Below are 17,939 nucleotides of genomic sequence, written 5' to 3'. Positions count from 1 at the left end.
CGCTCAGGGCAGCGTGACGCCCACGATCGGATCTCCGCTCGGTGTGGCCGAGCCGCCGTCGGGTTCGACGCTCACCGCGAGCAGATCGCCCGATCGGAAACCGGTGACGAACGGCCGATCGGCCGACGGCAGGTCGCGCAGCACGCCGGCGGAGCGGGCCTGTCCATCGGAGCCGACCAACCACATCTGATACACCTGGCCCGAAGGCGGCGGCGCGACCCGATCGAATACGACCACCGCGCGCCCGAGTTCGGGCAAGGCTTCGACGACGAGCGCACCGCCACCGGCGAACGACCCGTTCAGCGTCCGCACCCCCGGGCTCACCTGCACCTGGTCGGCAGCGGCCGGATCGGACGGCGAGCCGGTGAACTGCGCGGTCAGCACGCCTCCACCGATCAGCAGGCTGGCGGCGGCCGCGATCGGCACCGCCCAGCGCAGCGGCCGCCGCGTCGAGATCCGCCGGATCGATCGCCGCCCCCCGGGGTCGTCGGGCAGCGCGGCCAGGATGCGACGTTCCAGCTCCGGTGGCGGCGCGGACTCGTCGAGCACGGCCAGTCGCCCCATGACGTCGCGTACCTGCCAGACGGTGTCGGAGAATGCCCGCCGCACGTCGGGGTCCGCGGCCGCCAAGCGGGCATCGATATGCCTGCGCTCGATATCGGCGACCGCGTCCAGCGCGCACGGGTAGGCGAGGTCGATGAGGTCGGCCTCCAACCGTGGCGAGGCGTCAACCATCGGTGCGTTCCCCGGACAAACACTTCTCCAATCTCTTCAGCCCGTCGCGGATGCGGGTCTTGATCGTGGGCAGCGGCACCGAGAGATGATCGGCGACCTCTCGGTAGGTCCACCCGCTGTAATAGGCCAGCGCGATCGCTTCGCGCTGGGTGGGGGTCAGGTTTTCCAGACAGCCTGCCACCTGTTGCTCTTCGATGCGCTGGGTGACCGATTCCGCGACGACGTCGTGGTCGCGCCCCAGATGGGCGTGCGCGTAGACCAGGTCCCGGCTGGTGGCCGAACTCTCCGCGCGGACGCGATCCACCGCTCGGCGATGGGCGAGCATCATGAGCCAGCCGACCGGACTGGCCAGCGCGGCATCGTAGCGGTCGGCCATCGACCACACCTGGAGGTAGACCTCTTGGGTCACCTCTTCGGCGGCGGCGTGACTGCGCAGGATTCGCACGGTCAGCCCGAACACCCGTGGGCTGGTGAGCTGATAGAACTCGGTGAACGCGGCACGATCGCCCGTGCCCGTCGCGGCGAGCAGCGCCGCGAGCTCACGGCTCGCTCGGGTGGCCTGCGATCGGTTGTAGCCGGTCGGCAGCGGGCACGCGAGCGCCGGGCCATCGGATTCCTCTCCCGCGCGTGCCGCGGCGCCCGATCGGTGGGGTGAAGCAGAACCGTGTTCGTTGCTCATGGCCGAATCCCGTGCCTGCATGCACAGGGGTTCGGTATGCGGGAGGACCCGGATTGGTCCCGGTCACCGAATGATCACGGCCACCAGCATGTAGGCGGTGCCCGCGTCCATCACCACGTGCGGCACCGCCGCCCACGGTTTCGCGGGCCCGGTGAGCGCGGCGACGCAACCGCCCGAACGCGCCAGCAACCTCAGTGGGCCCGGCGCCTGCGCTTGCGCCCAGCCCGTGCAGGCGGCGACCGCGACCACGAGTGCGTCGAGGAGGAACAGCGCGGCAAGGGCGAGAGCGGGCCCGGCGGCCGGGCCGCCCGCGTGACCGGAGGCGGTGTGACCGGACATCGCGTACAGCATCGCCGCAGCGGCCACGATGTGGTAGCCGAGCGGGACCAATCGGTCGATCGGCAGCGCCCGCCCCTGGGCGGCGTGCTCCACGGCGCGGAGCGTCAGCAGTCCGGCGAAGACCACGGCCATCGCCGTCAGCACGCCACGCAACGCGTGCGGGCTCGCGCCCGAGGGGAACAGCAGCATGCCGAGCATGACCAGGCACATCACCAGGTGCGCCGCGTCGGACTCGGAGTGCCCGGCCGAAAGTTCGTGTGCGGAAGGCGAATCCGGCAAGGCGTCGACGGAATCGGCAGAGGGCGCCGCGGGCGCCGTCACCCGCGACAACACGATCACCGCGGCCACCACGAACGCCGCCACCGTCACCCACCGCAATGCGGCATACTCCTGCACGAACTCCGCCACACCCCACCACCTCTCAACACGGCGACCACGGCCGTCGCACCTCCATGCTCGCATCCCGAGGCGGCCGAGGTGCCCCCTTCTTTCGATTCGCCCACAGCACTGATCCGCCTCCGCTGCGACAATCGGCCGGCATTTCCGCACCTGGACAGGTACTTCCGACCGGTCTCGCTGAGACGGTGTGTACCGCAGCCGGTTCCGGCAACGACGTGAGGCGATCACATCGAGTCACCACCTGCGGCCGAATCGCATCCTGGCGAACACGTTTCCGAGGAGGCTCGCATGTACTACGACCAGGCGGGCAGTTCGAGGGCGCCCGGCCAACCGCGATGACGGGCCCATGTCCGATCGAACTGATCAGTGCGCTACCGCGATCGAGGGCGATGGTCTGTTGGTCTGCGCATCATCGTCGACGGTGCCAGGGGCCGATCACCGTCGCGGTCGATCACACATCGTTCAGTGCACGCGTGAAGCCGTCCACGAGTTCAGCGATCTGGTCGTCGGTCATGATGAAGGCCGGGGAGATCTGCATGGCTCCCTGGCCCGCGGCGCGACTGGAGATACCGTGTGCGCGCAGCGTCGTGACCAGCGGCAACCCTTCGGCGGGGTCGGCCAGCTGGATGGCCGCGACCGCGCCGAACCCGCTGCGGACCTCGGCGACCCTGGGGTGTCCGGCGAGCACCGACAGCTGCTCGTGCAGGGTGGCCTCCAAGCGCAGGGCGGCCTCGAGCAGGCCTTCCCGCTCGATGATGTCGAGATTCGCCAGCGCGGCGGCCGCGGCGCCCGCGTGGCCGCCGTAGGTGTAGCCGTGCCGCCACCAGACGCCGCCTCCGAAGAACGGCTCGGCCACGCGCGGGGCGGCGAAGACCGCGCCCATCGGGAGATAGCCGGAGGTCAGTCCTTTCGCGGTGGTCATCAGGTCGGGTTCGAGCCCGAGACGGGACGAGGCGAACCATGCGCCGCCGATACGGCCGAACCCGGTCACCACTTCGTCGGCGACGAAGAGGATGTCATAATCGCGGCAGATACGCCGTACCTCGGCGAGGTAGCCCGCCGGCGGCGGATACACACCGCCCGCACCGATGACCGGTTCGCAGAAGAACGCGGCGATCCGGTCGGCGCCGACCTCCTCGATCAAGGCGAGCAGTGCTTTCGCGTCGTCCCACTCGACGGTCCGGGCCGCGGGCATCAGTTCGCCGTAGCCCTCGCGATTGCCCGGGAGGCCGGCCAGCGCCGTACCCGCCACGTGCATGCCGTGATAGGCCATCCGCCGCCCGACCACGATCGTCTTGCCGGGCTGCCCGAGTTCGTGCCAGTAGCGGCGGGCGAGCTTGGTCGCGGTGTCGACGGAGTCGGAACCGCCCGAGGTGAAGAAGATCTTGCTGCCCGGCACCGGGGCGAGGCCGGCGAGCCGCTCGGCGAGGTCCTGGGTGGCGGGCTCGGTGATGTCGCCGAAGTTGGAATAGTGCGCGATCGTGCGCAGCTGGGCGGCCACCGCGTCGGCGATCTCGCCGCGCCCGTGGCCCACGTTGGCGAACCACAAGCCCGCCGTCGCGTCGAGGTATCGATTGCCCGCCTGGTCGAAGACGTACGCACCGTCCCCGCGGGCGACCACGAACGCTCCGTCCCGCTCGACGGCGCCCATGTCGGCAAAGCCATGCCATAGCGCGTTCATGTCTCCACCTTTACCGGTTCCCGGGTCGTGGTCCATACCGCCCGGCCGGCCACCGTGCGCAGCGCTGGTCCGCACGACGCCGCAGCCTGCCGTCGACCCGCGGCGAACGGCCACCCGCGATGCCGTGCCGGCATCCTCGGTCGTCGCCCGATCCCCACATATCGGGCCTGTCACCGGCCGGGCACGGGGCGTCGGGTTCCACTCGGCTACCGGCCAGGGCGCCTGGTGGAAAAATTCGCTGGCGGATTTCGCTAGGCTGGTCGATGCAATGACCAGGACAGCCGCCACCGACCCCCGCGAACTTCGCACCCGCCTGGCGAATCTTTCCCTTCGCGACGAACACCGGTTGCGGCGCAGGCTCGACAAGGCGCGCGGCGACCTGGGTGCGGTGGAGGCCGAGATCGCGGCCGCCGAACTGCGGGTCGAGGCGCGGCGTGCGGCGGTGCCGGAGATCCGCTACCCGGAGCAGCTACCGGTCACCACTCGCCGTGAAGACATCGCCGCGGCCATCGCCGACCACCAGGTGGTGATCGTCGCGGGCGAGACCGGTTCCGGCAAGACCACCCAGATTCCGAAGATCTGCCTCGAACTCGGCCGCGGCATCCGCGGCACCATCGGGCACACCCAGCCCCGCAGGCTGGCCGCCCGCACCGTCGCCGAGCGCATCGCCGAGGAGCTGGGCACCGAACTCGGCGATGTCGTCGGCTACACGGTCCGGTTCACCGACCACGCCTCCGAGCACACCCTGATCAAGCTGATGACCGACGGCATCCTGCTCGCCGAGATCCAGCGCGACCGGCTGCTGCGCCGCTACGACACGATCATCATCGACGAGGCGCACGAACGCAGTCTGAATATCGACTTCCTGCTCGGCTACCTGAAGCAGCTGCTGCCCCGCAGGCCCGACCTCAAGGTCATCATCACCTCGGCGACCATCGATCCCGAGCTGTTCGCCCGGCATTTCGCGGACGATCAAGGCACTCCCGCGCCGATCGTCGAAGTCTCCGGTCGCTCCTACCCGGTGGAGATCCGCTACCGGCCACTCGCGCTGGAACTTGCGGGCGCCGCCGGAGACGAAGACGACGAGGACACCCGCACCGTCGACCGGGACCCGGTGGACGCGATCGGTGACGCGGTGACGGAGTTGTTCGCCGCGGGTGACGGGGACGTGCTGGTGTTCTTGTCCGGCGAACGCGAGATCCGCGACACCGCGGACGCGCTGCGGGACCTGAAGCTGCCGCGCACCGAGATCCTCCCGCTCTACGCCCGGCTGTCCGCCGCCGAGCAGCACCGCGTGTTCGCTTCCCACACCGGGCGCCGGGTGGTGCTGGCGACGAACGTCGCGGAGACCTCGCTCACGGTGCCGGGCATCCGGTACGTCGTCGACCCTGGCACCGCGCGGATCTCGCGCTATTCCATGCGGACCAAAGTGCAGCGGTTGCCGATCGAGCCGGTATCGCAGGCATCGGCGCGGCAGCGCTCGGGGCGTTGCGGCCGCGTCGCCGACGGCATCTGCATCCGGCTGTATTCGGAGGACGACTTCGAATCCCGGCCGGTCTTCACCGATCCGGAGATCCTGCGCACCAACCTGGCCGCGGTCATCCTGCAGATGACCGCGCTCGGACTCGGCGACATCGAGAACTTCCCGTTCGTGGAGCCGCCGGACCGCCGCGCCATCCGCGATGGTATCGCCCTGCTCGAAGAGCTCGGCGCCCTTGCGCGCCGGGACGGCAGGTCCCGGGCGGACGGCGACGACGCGACCGCCCTGACGCTGACCCCGATCGGCCGCGACATGGCCCAGCTGCCGGTCGATCCCCGGATGGCGCGGATGCTGGTGCAGGCGCAGCGCACCGGTTGCCTGGCCGACGTGCTGGTCATCGTCGCGGCGCTGTCGATCCAGGACGTCCGGGAGCGGCCCGCCGAGCAGCAGCAGGCAGCCGATACCAAACACGCGCGCTTCACGGTCGAAGGCTCCGACTTCCTGGCCTATCTGCGGCTGTGGGACTACCTCGGCGGACAGCGCAAGTCGTTGTCGTCCAACCAGTTCCGACGTCTGTGCCGGGAGGAGTTCCTGCACTACCTGCGGATCCGGGAGTGGCAGGACTTGCACGGTCAACTGCGCACGATCACCAAGGGCCTCGGATGGTCGACGCCGGCGCAGGACCCGGCCGAACCGGACCGGCCCGAAACCGTCGCGCCGGATGGTAAGTCGGGCAACCGATCACGCCGTGGCCGGTCCACGCGCGGAGGCGACGGGCGCTCCGGCGCCGAACGTGGCCGGTCCGCAACCGCGACGACCATCGTGGACGACGACGCACTCCCCTGGGATTCCACCGCCATCCATCAAGCGCTGCTGGCGGGCATGCTGTCCCACATCGGCGTCCGAGAGGCGGAATCCCGGGAATTCCTCGGGGCCCGCAACGCCAAGTTCATGATCTTCCCCGGTTCGTCGCTGGCGAAGAAGCCGCCCCGATGGGTGATGGCCGCCGAACTGGTCGAGACTTCGCGGCTGTGGGGCCGGATGGCCGCGAAGATCGAGCCCGAATGGGCGGAGCGGCTGGCGGGCGAGCTCGTCAAACGCACCTACTCCGAACCGCACTGGTCGGCCAAGCGGGGCGCGGCACGCGCCTACGAACGCGTCACGTTGTACGGGATCCCGCTGGTCACCGGAAGGCCGGTGGACTATGGGCGGATCGACCCCGAGTTGTCGCGCGAATTGTTCATCCGGCACGCCCTGGTGCAGGGCGAGTGGCAGACCCGGCACGAGTTCTTCCACCGTAATCGCGCGCTGCTCGACGACGTCGCCGACTTGGAGCATCGCGCCCGCCGCCGGGACATCCTGGTCGACGACGAGGTGCTGTTCGAGTTCTACGACAAGCGCCTGCCCGCCGACATCGTCTCGGTGCGGCACTTCGACAGCTGGTGGCGCGCCGCACGCCGGGCAGACTCCGGGCTGCTGGATTTCAGCACCTCCACCGTGGTCAACGAGGGCGCGCCCGCGCTGGACCCTGCGGCCTTCCCCGACTCCTGGCGTCAGGGCGAACTCGGCTTCCCGCTCTCCTACCAGTTCGAGCCGGGCAACGAGGAAGACGGCGTCACCGTGCGGATCCCGGTGGAACAGCTCGCCCATGTCCGCTCCGTCGGCTTCGATTGGCTGGTGCCGGGCATGCGCGACGAACTGGCCGCCGCCCTGATCAAGACCTTGCCGAAGGCATTGCGACGCAGCGTCGTTCCCGCCCCCGACTTCGCGGCCGCCGCCTTGGCGGCACTGACCCCACGGGCGGAGCCGCTGCGGGCCGGGCTGGCGCGCGAGTTGTCCCGGCTGGGTTCGGTGTCGATCTCCCCCACCGACTTCGACGTCTCGGCATTGCCCGGCCACCTGCGCATGACTTTCGCGGCCATCGGCGACGACGGCGCCACACTCGCGCGAGGCAAGAGCCTCGCGGCGCTCAAATCGCAGTTGGCCGAGCAGGTTTCCGCCTCCGTCGCCCGGGCCACCGCGGGAGCGGAACGGCCGCCGGCCACAGTGTGGACCTCCGAATCACTCGGCACCCTCGCGCCGACGGTGCGGCGCGAGGTGGCGGGGCAGACCGTCACCGGATACCCGGCGCTCGTCGCCGAGGGCGACGGCGTGGCGGTTCGGGTGCTCAGCTCTCCCGCGGAGCAGGCCGCCGCCATGCGCCTCGGCATCAGAGCGCTGCTGCTGCACGCGCTGCCCGCGTCGGCCCGTAGCGCCACCGGGGGCCTGTCGCCCGCGGATCGTCTTGCGCTGAGCCAGAATCCGTACGGCTCACTGGAGGCGCTGCTCGAGGACTGCCGCGCGGCCGCCGCCGACGAGCTGCTCGCGGCCGCGGGCGGGCCGGTGCACGACCCGGCCGAGTTCGACGCGCTCGTCGCCCGGATTCGTCCGGATTTCGCGGCCACCGTAGCCCGCTATGTGCGTCTGGTCGTGCCGGTGCTCGCCGGCGCCCACCAGGTCTCCGTGGCGCTGGCGCGAACGAGCGAGCGCGACATCGCCGAGGACGTCCGCCATCAGCTCGACAACCTGGTGTTCCGCGGCTTCGTGTCCGAGACGGGCGCGGCCAGGCTGCGTGAGCTGCCGCGCTACCTCCAGGCGGCGGTGGCGCGATTGGAGGCGTTGCCCGGCTCGGCCGTTCGCGATCGGCAGGGCATGGCCGAACTCGATCGGGCACTGGCCGCGTACGACCGCTTGGTCGCGTCGCTACCGCACAGCCGCAGGCATGCGCCCGCGATCACCGAGATCTGGTGGATGATCGAGGAATTGCGCATCAGCCTGTTCGCGCAGAAGCTCGGTACCCCGTTCCCGGTGTCGGCCAAGCGAATCGAGAAGGCGATCGCCGCGGTCCGGCGCTGAGTCAGTCGGCGGCCGACAGCGCTTCGGCGCGCGCCTGGCGCATCTCCCGGATCTCGCGTTCGAAATCCTCGGCCGAGGTGAACGACCGGTAGACCGAGGCGAACCGCAGGTAGGCCACCTCGTCCAGATCGCGCAGCGGGCCCAGGATGGCCAGCCCCACCTCGTGGCTGGGCACCTCGGGAGAACCCTTGGCGCGCACCGCGTCCTCCACTTGTTGTGCCAGCAGGTTCAGCGCGTCGTCGTCGACTTCACGACCTTGGCAGGCCCGGCGCACGCCCCGGATGACCTTCTCGCGGCTGAACGGCTCGGTGACGCCGCTCCGCTTGACCACCGACATGATGGCGGTCTCCACGGTGGTGAACCGCCGCCCGCACTGCGGGCAGGCGCGACGCCGGCGGATGGCCGCGCCTTCGTCGGCCTCGCGCGAGTCCACCACCCGGGAGTCGGGGTGTCGGCAGTACGGGCAATGCATCCGAGAAATCCTTCGTCGATGCGCGTGCTCGCGTCCGGACCGGGCGCCGATCGGGGCGATCGGTCCGGCGAGCCCGTGTACAGAGGTCTATACCCCCGCACCAGGTATTCCTCGTGCGACACGCGGAATGCCTGCATAACACTTCGAGGATACCCGTCCGGGTTTCCGAATTGCCGCACTCACCCCCGCTAGCGGACGCGGCCTGCTCATCCGGTGATCTGCCAGTGCGCGGTCAGGTCGGCGAGGAGGTCCGGCAACCGGGCGGCGAGGCGACCGCGGGCGAGTTTGTCCCAGAACGCCTCGCCGAAAACGGCGCCGGCCACGGCGGGGTCGGTCTCCATATCGATATGGCGGGGCACCAGGTCGCCGGTGATGTAGTGCCATCGTGTCTCGCGATCGGCCCAATTGAAGCCGGGCAACGGCACGCGCAGCGCGAGGCTGCGGCCGCCTATCTCGGCGCCGACCACCGTAGGGGCGAATACACCGGGTGAGCGGACCCCCGGGACGCCGGGTTTACCCGCGATCGTGCTGACATAGGTGAGCACGCGCCCGATCGGCGCACGGCCCGCCGCCGTCTCGTCCCACTGGTCGGCGACGACGTGGTTCTGTTCCCGATCGGTCATCCGGATCAGAGCGTCGACGTAGCCGTCCCGGGTGCCGGAGGCGACCGAGCGCCAGGCGGTGCGGATGTCGTCATCGAGCACGCCTGCCGCGTACATCTCGTCGATCCCGCGCATGCCCAGCGCGACATAGGCTTCGTGCATCGGCACCAAATCCGTGAAGATGTGCTTCTGCATGATCATCAGGCGGGTCTGGTACCAGGCGATGTCCGCGGCGCTCAGTCGGGACCCCTCGGTGGCGAGCAGCCGGATGTCCTCCGGCAGCGCCCGTGTCAATTCCGGCGGGGTGGCACGAAGTAGATCGGCGACCGCGTCGCCGAGCCGATGGATGCCCGGTACGTCCAGGACGACGCCCACATCGCCCATGTCGAAGAATCCGGAGGCGAACGATCCGCCCGCGATGCCGGCCAGCCCCGCCCAGTAGAACTCCGGATGCCGCGTGGCCAGCCGCAGGTAGTTGACGTAGACCTGGTTGAAGGTGCGTTCGTTCGCGTGCGGGCCGCGCCCGGGATCCCAGGCGGCCGAATCGATGTCGGCGTTCCGGGTGGCGATCACCAGCCAGTACTGGTGCAGCAGTGTCGCGTAGCGGCGGGGCGCCACACCGTCGGCCCGCGCCTGGCGCAATGCCTCGGCGAGATCCGATTCCTCCAGCGGCAGAGCGGGATTCAGACCGCCGGCCCTCGCACCGTCAGCGTTGACGGATGGAAGGTCCAGATAGGTCGCGTACGCGGGTTCCGCTCGGGCGATCGACGCTGCGCCGAGCCCCAGGATCAGACAGAGGGCCGAGGCGGCCGCGCGGGTGACGACGCGAACCGAGCGGCCTGCGGTGAGGAGGGTCATGTGCTGAAAGGTCCCGACATCGTTCGGGCAGTGTTGCCCGGATCACGTTTTCAGCACGGTAGCAACACGTTCTAGTTTCCGATCGACAATTCCGGCCGCCCGGAGTGGCCGAAATCCCTTCCGCTCACCGCGAAGTGCCACCCACCGGCACACCCGGCCCATCCACCATCACGGGTACCGGACGGCCGGAATCACCACCCCACTCGCCCGCACGCACATGCGCCAAGGCGATCAGTCCTACCACTATCAAGGCGGTGACCAGCGCGGTGACGGCGAGGACGGCGAACCCGATCTGCGCCTGCTCGACTCGGCGCATCGGATGAGCACCACGAGCGCGCGGCCGCGCGACCGTGCGCGAGCCCCGGCCGTAGGCGACCACGCCCGCAGGGGGACGCGCGCCGGGCGGGCGACGATCGGCAGCGCAGCGGTGCGCGGGCGTCAGCGCGCGTGCGCGCGCACCGTCGCACAACAACCGCCGCGCCGTCTCGTAACCGAGATCGTCTTGCGCCGAAGCGAGATCGGCGCGGCGCTCGGGTTCCGCGACCGCCGCGCCCAGAGAAGGGGGGACATCGCTGATCGCAGTGCTCATCGGACAAACCTCCGTGGTAGGTGCTCCGTCGGCGTTCGAGCTTTCGAACAAGTGTTCAGTCCGCATTCGCTCATGTGTTCGAAGAACTGGTGTTCGATTTCTACCACGCCTCGCCGACAAAGTCAGCAGGACACCCGACATACGTCGAACAGATGTTTGATCCCGCGGCGTGACCGGACTAGATTCGAAGAACCGAAGACACGACAGGCCATCAGGACACATGCCGGGCACGGACCGGCCGGGCACAGCAGGAAAGGCGGTTGCGGTGAGGCAGACGGACGACACGGGCGAAGAGACCGATAGCGGCGCCGACGCGGCGGTTAGCGGGGCGGATCTCACCGTGCGTCAACGCAAAGTGCTGGAGGTGATCCGTACCTCGGTCAGCGAGCGCGGCTACCCGCCGAGCATCCGGGAGATCGGCGACGCCGTCGGCCTCACGTCCACCTCATCGGTCGCCCATCAACTGCGCGCCCTGGAGCGCAAGGGCTACCTGCGCCGCGATCCGAATCGGCCACGCGCCGTGGACGTCCGCGGCCTCGACGAGGTGGTGCGCTCGGTGACCAGCCTGCCGGCCGCGGCGGTCGACGACGGTGAGATCACCGTCGACGTCGACCGTCCGGTCCCCACGTTCGTCCCGGTGCTCGGCCGCATCGCCGCCGGTGGCCCGATCCTGGCCGAGCAGGCCGTTGAGGACGTCTTCCCGCTGCCGCGCGAGCTGGTCGGCGACGGTTCGCTGTTCCTGTTGAAGGTGGTCGGCCAGTCCATGATCGACGCGGCGATCTGCGACGGCGACTGGGTGGTGGTGCGGCAGCAGAACGTCGCCGAAAACGGCGACATCGTCGCCGCGATGATCGACGGTGAGGCCACGGTGAAGACCTTCAAGCGCACCGGCAAGGACGTCTGGCTGATGCCGCACAACCCCGTCTTCGAGCCGATTCCCGGTAACGACGCCCAGATCCTGGGCAAAGTCGTCACGGTCATCCGCAAGATCTGACGATCCGTACGGCAACCGGAGCGCCGGCCGCGTGGTGACGCGCCGCCGGCGTTCGCCTGCCCGGTGGACGGGCAGCAGTCCTACCGTCGATCCCGCAAGTCCGCGGCGCCGGAGCCGGTGTCAGCTCGTGCCCACACCGAGGGCGGTCAGCAGCACCAGCACGACGGTCAGCACGGCCAGCACACCATGGCCCGCGACGATGGCGACGGGAAAGTGCCCTTCGGGAGCTTCGGCCGCCCCGGCGGACCGGGCACGGTAGGTGGGCAGCCAGCGCAGAAACATCGCGAACCCGAGCAGCGCGACGGGAATCAGCAACACGAACGCGACCCACGCCAGTGCTTCCGTGTCGAGGACGAGATACAGGATCCAGCAGATCAGTCCGGCCACGGCGAGCGTGAAGTGACCGAACACGACCGGCACGGGCAGCTGGGTGGAACTCGGTTGCCGCGTCCCGCCCCGGGCGATCCATGTGCCGAGCAAGAAGAAGCCGCCGCCCGCGGTGAGCAGCCAAGAAACCAGTGCGGCGATGCCCATGGTGTGCCTCCTGGAGGATGCGAAGGGATTCAGTGGGTGAAGCCGCCGGCTTGGGTTGTTTCGTCGGCGACGCGCACGCCGTAGCGATAAGCCAGCTTGCCGCCGAGATACCCGGAAACCGCCAGTGTCATCAGGCCCGCCGCCGACAGCGCCAGCGGCCCGGCCGGGACCGCGACCGCGACGTCGGCACCCTGCCGCCACCCGAAACCCAGCGCATAGGCGACGGTCACCAGCAAGTTCAGCGTCATGTGCAGCAAGCCGGTGCGGAAGGCGGGCGTACCGGTCGGGATCGCGAGCAGATCGAGGAACCCGATCGTCGCGGCGACCAGAGCGCCCAGTACGCCGATCGCGATCAACCACGACGATCCCTCGACCAAGAAGTCCGGATCGTCGACGAAGTGGGACGCGATGTCGAACACGAAACTGGCGACCCAGGCGCCGATCGGGACGGTGACCAGGATCGGATGGAACGGATGCCCGTACGGACCGGCCAGCATCGCGCTCACCGGCCGCTTTCCCTGCCGTGGATCGCCGCTCATCGCATACCTCCGCCGAGGTCGATCGGGTCGATGACGAAAATTGACATACCCGCCGCGCGGGACATTCACACCGCGCATCGGGTCGACCCTCATCGACCCCGGGGTCGAATTCTCGGCCGTTGCATACCCGGCGGGTAACGCGCTGGTCGTGTTTCACCGAAACGGTAAACGAACGCTCGCACGCCACACCGCGAGATCCCTATTCGAATTTTCCGCCGTGCAGCAGCTACTACATCATCGGCATCATTGGCATCATCGGCATCGGCATGCCCGGGAACATACGGTTCCACCAGTCGCGCGCCATCCCCATCATCTGATCCATCACGGTGATTCACCTCCCTTCAGCAGACCCGAGAAGCAGATCGGCTCATCGGACACGTCGGCGAGGAAACGCGCTCACACGCTGTGATAATCACCCGGAACGAATTCCTGGGTAGCAATGAATTTCCGCCCGGGCGACCTTTTATGAATCCACGCGACACTCCTCGCGGTCGGGCTCGACAGCTGTATACATCATACTCCGCGCACAGGTCGCCGAAACACGTCCCCGCATTCTCGGAATTCGCCGATTCGACGAGCGCCGCGCATATTTCACCGACCGGATCCTTTGCCCGAGAGGAAACGCATCGCCATCGGCCGCGATCACGGCGGCGGTCCAGTCGTCCCGCTGACGCCCGTCGCCACGAATCCCACGCGCGCCATCGGCAGGGCGGTGCGTAGTTCGTTCAGCTGGTCGCCGGGCTTCGCCGCGCGGCCAACCGCCGATTGGTGACCTCCAGCTGACGCACCGTGCCCGCCTCCAGAGTTCGCACCCGCGCGTCGTCCAGTCGCCCGCACAGCCGTCCCCAATGCACCGCGACCTGCTCCCCCGCCGCCACATCCGGCAGCGCCGCGTACCCGTCCACCCGGATCGGCACGGACTCGGACGTTTCCGCCGACAGCGTGAGGCGTTCCCCGTCCCAGCGGAGCTTGCGGCAGCGCAGCGCGACCTCGCCGCCGCTGCGGTCGAGGACCGTTCCCCAGGTGATCCGGCAGCTGTCCAGCACGTGCAGGGGGTGTTCGTTCCCGTGCCGGAGCAACCGGGACCACGGGTACACACCGAAGACGTGGAAGCAATGGTTGGCCGCGGCCTCCTCGGCCAACCGGGGGGTCAGATGGGTCCAGTATCCGCCCGCGACCGGACCGAGCAGACGCAGCAGTTCCGCGGTGAACTCGCGGGGGTCCAGGCCCGCGCCGACTCCCCCGCCCAGCCAATAGGATTCGACGAGCCGGCGGTCCAGCGGATCGGCGATACCGGTCATCGCGGCCATCACTCGCAGGTAGGGCCACGCGCCGGTGAACCGGCGCGCCACCGCGCGCACCTGTTCTTCCGAACCGTCCCGCAAGGCGGCCGCGTCCGGCGGACCGCAGTAACCGAGCCGGTTGGGCGCGTAGGCGTACCGGGCGAACATCTCCGCGCCGCCGCCGGTCATCGGCATGGCCTTTCGCCGGCGTGCTCGACGGACCACCGCTGCTCGAGCCGGCCGAATCGCCACACCGCCACCGCCACGGCCCAGGTGAGCACGAACAGGCCCGCGATGAGGAAGCCCATGGCGCCGAGATCCAGTCCGCCGACCCAGGCCACCGGACCGTCGGCGATGCCGAGTTCGTCGGCCAGCACGGAGATCATCTCCTGCGCGCCGATCACCAGCGCTACCACGACCGACAGGCCCGTGACGACGATGTTGTAGTAGACGCTGCGCAGCGGCGCCGCGAACGCCCACCCGTACGCGTAGTTCATGAACGCGCCGTCCAGCGCGTCGAACAGCGTCATCCCCGCCGAGAACAACACCGGCAGTACGAGAATCGCGTACCACGGCAGGGCGGTCGCCGCCGCGCCACCCGCGATCACCAGCAGGCTCACCTCGGTGACGGTGTCGAAGCCTAGGCCGAACAGCATTCCGACCGGGTACATCTGCCACGGCGCGCGCACCGCCCGGGTCAGCGGACCGATCACCCGCTGCAAGGCGCCGCGGTCGTCCAACTTCTGCCGCAAGGTGGCCGAGTCGTATGTCCCGCGGCGCATGCCACGGAACACTCGCCAGATCCCGATCAGGGAAACCAGGTTCAACAGGCCGATGGCGAGCAGGAAGGTCCCCGAGACGCCGGTTCCGAACACCCCCGTCCAGCGGTGCAACCCGGACCTCTCGTCCCGCAGGTTTCCCGCCAGCGCCTTGACGCCGAACGCCAGCAGCGCGACGAGGGCGAAGACGATGGTGGAGTGACCGAGGGCGAACCAGAATCCCACCGACAGCGGCTTGCGCCCGTCGGTCATCAGCTTGCGGGTGGTGTTATCGATGGCGGCGATGTGGTCGGCGTCGAAGGCGTGTCGCATTCCGAGCGTGTACGCGGTGACGCCGAGGCCGACCCCGAACACCGCACCGTCCACGACGTACCCGCCGGGGACCACGACCAGCAGCAGCGCCGCCCATCCCAGGACGTGCAGGGCGACGATGACCGACGCCATCCCCGCGACGCCGCGCCGCTGCCGCCCCTCCAGCGAGCCGCGCGTCGCCGAGGGAGTATCGGCGATCCGAACGATGATCCGCACCTCGCCTTCTGGTTCGTGACCGATCCAGGTCCCTTCAGCAGATTCGCGGCAACTGCTCGCCCGCGGGCAGGTCCACCACCCGTGTCCCGCCGAGTGCGGTGCGGGCGACCACCATGCCGGGATGTTCGGCGACGCACCGGCCGATCGCCGCGGCCTGCGCGCCCAGCGGGTGCTCCCGCATCGCCGCGAGCACACGATCGGCGTCCTCGGGCGCGACGAAGGCCAGCAGCTTGCCCTCGTTGGCCACGTACATCGGGTCCAGCCCGAGCAAGCCGCACGCGTCACGCACGCCGTCGGGCACCGGGAGCCGGCGTTCGTCCAGGGATACCCCGACCCCAGCGGCGCGAGCTATCTCGTTGAGCGAGGCCGCGACGCCACCGCGGGTGGGATCGCGCAGCACGTGCACGTCGGCGCCGGTGGCCAGCATCGCCGCGACCAAGCCGTGCAGCGGCGCGGTGTCGCTGAGCACGGTGGTGCCGAATTCCAGTCCCTCGCGGCAGCTGAGCACCGCGACACCGTGCACACCGATGTCACCGCTGACCAGCACGACATCGCCGGGCCTCGCGCGCTGCGGCCGGATGTCCACCTCGGGGGGCACCACCCCGATTCCGGCGGTGTTGAGGTAGATGCCGTCACCGTGTCCGGCGTCGACGACCTTGGTGTCCCCGGTGACCAGCTGGACTTCCGCCGCCAGCGCGGCGGTGCCGACCGCCTGCGCGATGCGCGCGATCTCGGCCAGCGCGGTGCCCTCCTCCAGAATGAACGCGGTGGACAACACCATCGGATGCGCTCCGGACATGGCCAGATCGTTCACCGTGCCGTTGACCGCGAGTTCACCGATGGTGCCGCCCGGGAACACGATCGGCTTGACCACGAACGAATCGGTGGAGAAGGCCAGCCGCGCGCCGTCGAGCGTGACCACCGCGGAGTCGCCGAGATCCGCGTGCGCGGCCGAGCCGAACGCGGGCAGGAACAGATGCTCGATCAGCTCGCCGGACATCGCTCCGCCGCCGCCGTGGCCCATCACGATGTTCGGCGCGTCCCGCAGCGGCATCGGGCAGACCCAGCCCTCGATGTCGATCGCCACGGGGGCGGCGCCTTCCTCACGCATGGGCCACCTCCGCGGGCAGGTCGAGCCGCCGGTACAGGTAGTAGGCGGCGCACGCGCCTTCGGAGGACACCATGGTGGCGCCCAGCGGGTTACGCGGCGTGCACTGCTTGCCGAAGGCGGCGCACTCGTTCGGTTTGATCAACCCTTGCAGCACCTCGCCGGAACGGCAGATAGTCGACTCGGCGGTGTGCAGGTCGCCCACGGCGAAGCGGTGCTCGGCGTCGAATTCGCGATAGCGCTCCGACAGCCGCCAGCCGCTGCGCGGGATCACGCCGATGCCACGCCAGGCTCGGTCGGTGACCTCGAAGACGTCCTGCAGCATGGCTTTCGCCGCGGGATTACCCGCCGCGGATACCGCGCGCGGGTACGCGTTCTCCAGTTCGTGCCTACCCGACTCCAGTTGCAGCACGGTGCGGCGGATGCCCTCCAGGATGTCCAGCGGCTCGAATCCGGTGACCACCATCGGCACCTTGTACTGCTCGGCCAGCGGCGGATACTCGTCGGTGCCCATCACCGTGCAGACGTGCCCGGCAGCGAGGAAGCCCTGCACCCGGCAGGTCGGCGACTCCATGATCGCGGCGATGGCCGGGGGGACCAGCACGTGCGACACCAGCAGCGAGAAGTTCCGGATGCCGAGACGCTCGGCCTGGTACACCGTCATCGCGTTGGCCGGAGCGGTGGTCTCGAAACCGATGCCGAAGAACACGACTTCCCGGTCGGGATTCTCCTTGGCCAAGTTCAGCGCGTCCAGCGGCGAGTACACCACCCGGACGTCACCGCCTTCGCTCTTGACCCGGAACAGGTCCTTGGCGCTGCCGGGCACGCGCAGCATGTCACCGAACGAGCAGAAGATCACGCCAGGCCGCGCGGCGATCTCCAGCGCCTTGTCGATCACCTCGAGCGGGGTGACGCAGACCGGGCAGCCGGGACCGTGGATCATCTCGATCTGGTCGGGCAACAGTTGGTCGATGCCGTGGCGGATGATCGAATGGGTCTGACCGCCACAGACTTCCATGATCGCCCAGCGGCGGCTGGTAGTGGCTCGGATCCGATCGAGCAGGTGCTGGGCCAGCTCCGGATTGCTGAATTCGTCCAAATACTTCATGTCCTCGCCTCCGGTTCCTCGCGTGATGGCTCGGCGGCGGGATTGTCCATGCCCGCCTGCTTCGCGGCGATGGCGAAACCGTCGCCGAATTCCTCGTTCAGTACGCCGAGGTGCTCGAACTCGGCCAGGGTCCGCAACGCGGACTCCTCGTCCAGCCGCTGGATCGCGAAGCCGACGTGGACCACGACGTAGTCACCGACCGCCGCGTCCGGGATGTACTGCAAGCACACGTCCTTGTGCACACCGCCGAAGTCGACGATCGACATCAGCGTGCCGTCCCGCTCGTGCAGGCTGAGCACTTTGCCTGGTACCGCAAGACACATCGTTGCTCTCCTTC

The 17,939-nt window shown here is 69.2% G+C and carries 16 protein-coding genes; 2 read left to right on the top strand and 14 right to left on the bottom strand.

What is annotated here, in order from left to right; translation table 11 throughout:
- Window positions 1-3 precede the first annotated feature (3 nt).
- The 4 genes from ACFU5M_RS02145 to ACFU5M_RS02130 form a co-directional block, all read right to left on the bottom strand.
- The gene (locus tag ACFU5M_RS02145; RefSeq protein ID WP_379042258.1) at window positions 4-735 is read right to left on the bottom strand and encodes an anti-sigma factor domain-containing protein; all 732 of its coding nucleotides are present in this window, start codon (window positions 733-735) and stop codon (window positions 4-6) included.
- Window positions 728-1,414 (bottom strand): ECF RNA polymerase sigma factor SigK, encoded by a 687-nt coding sequence (gene sigK, locus ACFU5M_RS02140; RefSeq protein WP_379042256.1) that lies wholly within the window; start codon window positions 1,412-1,414, stop codon window positions 728-730. The genes ACFU5M_RS02145 and sigK overlap by 8 nt, the downstream gene beginning before the upstream one ends.
- 63 nt (window positions 1,415-1,477) lie before the next feature.
- Window positions 1,478-2,161: a DUF5134 domain-containing protein gene (locus tag ACFU5M_RS02135; RefSeq protein ID WP_379042254.1), complete on the bottom strand. Its 684-nt coding sequence runs from the start codon at window positions 2,159-2,161 to the stop codon at window positions 1,478-1,480.
- Window positions 2,162-2,603: 442 nt separating this feature from the next.
- Window positions 2,604-3,833: an aspartate aminotransferase family protein gene (locus tag ACFU5M_RS02130; protein WP_379042252.1), complete on the bottom strand. Its 1,230-nt coding sequence runs from the start codon at window positions 3,831-3,833 to the stop codon at window positions 2,604-2,606.
- Window positions 3,834-4,101: 268 nt separating this feature from the next.
- On the opposite strand from ACFU5M_RS02130, the gene hrpA reads away from it, so the two are divergent.
- Window positions 4,102-8,208 (top strand): ATP-dependent RNA helicase HrpA, encoded by a 4,107-nt coding sequence (hrpA, locus tag ACFU5M_RS02125; protein WP_379042250.1) that lies wholly within the window; start codon window positions 4,102-4,104, stop codon window positions 8,206-8,208.
- A gap of 1 nt (window position 8,209) precedes the next feature.
- On the opposite strand, the gene nrdR is transcribed toward hrpA, so the two are convergent.
- From nrdR to ACFU5M_RS02110, 3 genes are all read right to left on the bottom strand, one after another.
- Window positions 8,210-8,680 carry a transcriptional regulator NrdR gene (gene nrdR, locus ACFU5M_RS02120; protein WP_379042248.1) on the bottom strand — a complete coding sequence of 157 codons (471 nt, stop codon included), beginning with the start codon at window positions 8,678-8,680 and terminating at the stop codon, window positions 8,210-8,212.
- A 206-nt stretch (window positions 8,681-8,886) separates the two neighbouring features.
- A complete protein-coding gene (locus tag ACFU5M_RS02115; protein WP_379042246.1) occupies window positions 8,887-10,140 on the bottom strand; it encodes a hypothetical protein in 1,254 nt (417 codons plus the stop codon).
- A 124-nt stretch (window positions 10,141-10,264) separates the two neighbouring features.
- Window positions 10,265-10,729 carry a hypothetical protein gene (locus tag ACFU5M_RS02110; RefSeq protein ID WP_379042244.1) on the bottom strand — a complete coding sequence of 155 codons (465 nt, stop codon included), beginning with the start codon at window positions 10,727-10,729 and terminating at the stop codon, window positions 10,265-10,267.
- A gap of 220 nt (window positions 10,730-10,949) precedes the next feature.
- Here ACFU5M_RS02110 and lexA point away from each other — a divergent pair, with 220 nt between their 5' ends.
- On the top strand, window positions 10,950-11,723 hold the full coding sequence (gene lexA, locus ACFU5M_RS02105) for a transcriptional repressor LexA (RefSeq protein ID WP_379042242.1): 774 nt from the start codon (window positions 10,950-10,952) through the stop codon (window positions 11,721-11,723).
- A 120-nt stretch (window positions 11,724-11,843) separates the two neighbouring features.
- Here the strand turns inward: lexA and ACFU5M_RS02100 are convergent, their stop codons facing one another.
- The 7 genes from ACFU5M_RS02100 to ACFU5M_RS02070 all read right to left on the bottom strand — a co-directional run bounded on the left by ACFU5M_RS02100 (window position 11,844) and on the right by ACFU5M_RS02070 (window position 17,925).
- On the bottom strand, window positions 11,844-12,257 hold the full coding sequence (locus tag ACFU5M_RS02100) for a hypothetical protein (RefSeq protein ID WP_379042240.1): 414 nt from the start codon (window positions 12,255-12,257) through the stop codon (window positions 11,844-11,846).
- Window positions 12,258-12,286: 29 nt separating this feature from the next.
- Complete coding sequence (locus ACFU5M_RS02095; RefSeq protein WP_379042238.1) at window positions 12,287-12,796, bottom strand: DUF2231 domain-containing protein; 510 nt, start codon at window positions 12,794-12,796, stop codon at window positions 12,287-12,289.
- A gap of 725 nt (window positions 12,797-13,521) precedes the next feature.
- Window positions 13,522-14,268, bottom strand: coding sequence for a DUF6390 family protein (locus tag ACFU5M_RS02090; protein WP_379042236.1), 747 nt, complete (start codon window positions 14,266-14,268; stop codon window positions 13,522-13,524).
- Entirely contained in the window at window positions 14,265-15,302 is a 1,038-nt protein-coding gene (locus ACFU5M_RS02085) for a HoxN/HupN/NixA family nickel/cobalt transporter (protein ID WP_379042456.1), read from the bottom strand. Before ACFU5M_RS02085 ends, ACFU5M_RS02090 begins: the two co-directional genes overlap by 4 nt.
- Before the next feature lie 118 nt (window positions 15,303-15,420).
- The gene (gene hypE, locus ACFU5M_RS02080; RefSeq protein WP_379042234.1) at window positions 15,421-16,497 is read right to left on the bottom strand and encodes a hydrogenase expression/formation protein HypE; all 1,077 of its coding nucleotides are present in this window, start codon (window positions 16,495-16,497) and stop codon (window positions 15,421-15,423) included.
- Complete coding sequence (gene hypD / locus ACFU5M_RS02075; protein ID WP_379042232.1) at window positions 16,490-17,602, bottom strand: hydrogenase formation protein HypD; 1,113 nt, start codon at window positions 17,600-17,602, stop codon at window positions 16,490-16,492. The genes hypE and hypD overlap by 8 nt, the downstream gene beginning before the upstream one ends.
- A complete protein-coding gene (locus tag ACFU5M_RS02070) occupies window positions 17,599-17,925 on the bottom strand; it encodes a HypC/HybG/HupF family hydrogenase formation chaperone (RefSeq protein WP_379042230.1) in 327 nt (108 codons plus the stop codon). Before ACFU5M_RS02070 ends, hypD begins: the two co-directional genes overlap by 4 nt.
- Window positions 17,926-17,939 lie beyond the last annotated feature (14 nt).

This window comes from Nocardia sp. NPDC057455 (genome assembly GCF_042802775.1).
GTDB lineage: Bacteria > Actinomycetota > Actinomycetes > Mycobacteriales > Mycobacteriaceae > Nocardia.
Note: the sequence above shows the minus strand (reverse complement) of the source record. Positions and strands in the feature narration are given on the sequence as shown.

What these genes read in the sequence shown, in the direction of transcription:
- ACFU5M_RS02115 (WP_379042246.1), bottom strand. Translation starts at nt 10,140, where the DNA reads ATGACCCTCCTCACCGCAGGCCGCTCGGTTCGCGTCGTCACCCGCGCG.
- ACFU5M_RS02110 (WP_379042244.1), bottom strand. Translation starts at nt 10,729, where the DNA reads ATGAGCACTGCGATCAGCGATGTCCCCCCTTCTCTGGGCGCGGCGGTC.
- ACFU5M_RS02070 (WP_379042230.1), bottom strand. Translation starts at nt 17,925, where the DNA reads ATGTGTCTTGCGGTACCAGGCAAAGTGCTCAGCCTGCACGAGCGGGAC.
- nrdR (WP_379042248.1), bottom strand. Translation starts at nt 8,680, where the DNA reads ATGCATTGCCCGTACTGCCGACACCCCGACTCCCGGGTGGTGGACTCG.
- ACFU5M_RS02130 (WP_379042252.1), bottom strand. Translation starts at nt 3,833, where the DNA reads ATGAACGCGCTATGGCATGGCTTTGCCGACATGGGCGCCGTCGAGCGG.
- hypE (WP_379042234.1), bottom strand. Translation starts at nt 16,497, where the DNA reads ATGCGTGAGGAAGGCGCCGCCCCCGTGGCGATCGACATCGAGGGCTGG.
- lexA (WP_379042242.1), top strand. Translation starts at nt 10,950, where the DNA reads ATGCCGGGCACGGACCGGCCGGGCACAGCAGGAAAGGCGGTTGCGGTG.
- sigK (WP_379042256.1), bottom strand. Translation starts at nt 1,414, where the DNA reads ATGAGCAACGAACACGGTTCTGCTTCACCCCACCGATCGGGCGCCGCG.
- ACFU5M_RS02100 (WP_379042240.1), bottom strand. Translation starts at nt 12,257, where the DNA reads ATGGGCATCGCCGCACTGGTTTCTTGGCTGCTCACCGCGGGCGGCGGC.
- hypD (WP_379042232.1), bottom strand. Translation starts at nt 17,602, where the DNA reads ATGAAGTATTTGGACGAATTCAGCAATCCGGAGCTGGCCCAGCACCTG.
- ACFU5M_RS02095 (WP_379042238.1), bottom strand. Translation starts at nt 12,796, where the DNA reads ATGAGCGGCGATCCACGGCAGGGAAAGCGGCCGGTGAGCGCGATGCTG.
- ACFU5M_RS02145 (WP_379042258.1), bottom strand. Translation starts at nt 735, where the DNA reads ATGGTTGACGCCTCGCCACGGTTGGAGGCCGACCTCATCGACCTCGCC.
- ACFU5M_RS02085 (WP_379042456.1), bottom strand. Translation starts at nt 15,302, where the DNA reads ATGGCGTCGGTCATCGTCGCCCTGCACGTCCTGGGATGGGCGGCGCTG.
- hrpA (WP_379042250.1), top strand. Translation starts at nt 4,102, where the DNA reads ATGACCAGGACAGCCGCCACCGACCCCCGCGAACTTCGCACCCGCCTG.
- ACFU5M_RS02090 (WP_379042236.1), bottom strand. Translation starts at nt 14,268, where the DNA reads ATGACCGGCGGCGGCGCGGAGATGTTCGCCCGGTACGCCTACGCGCCC.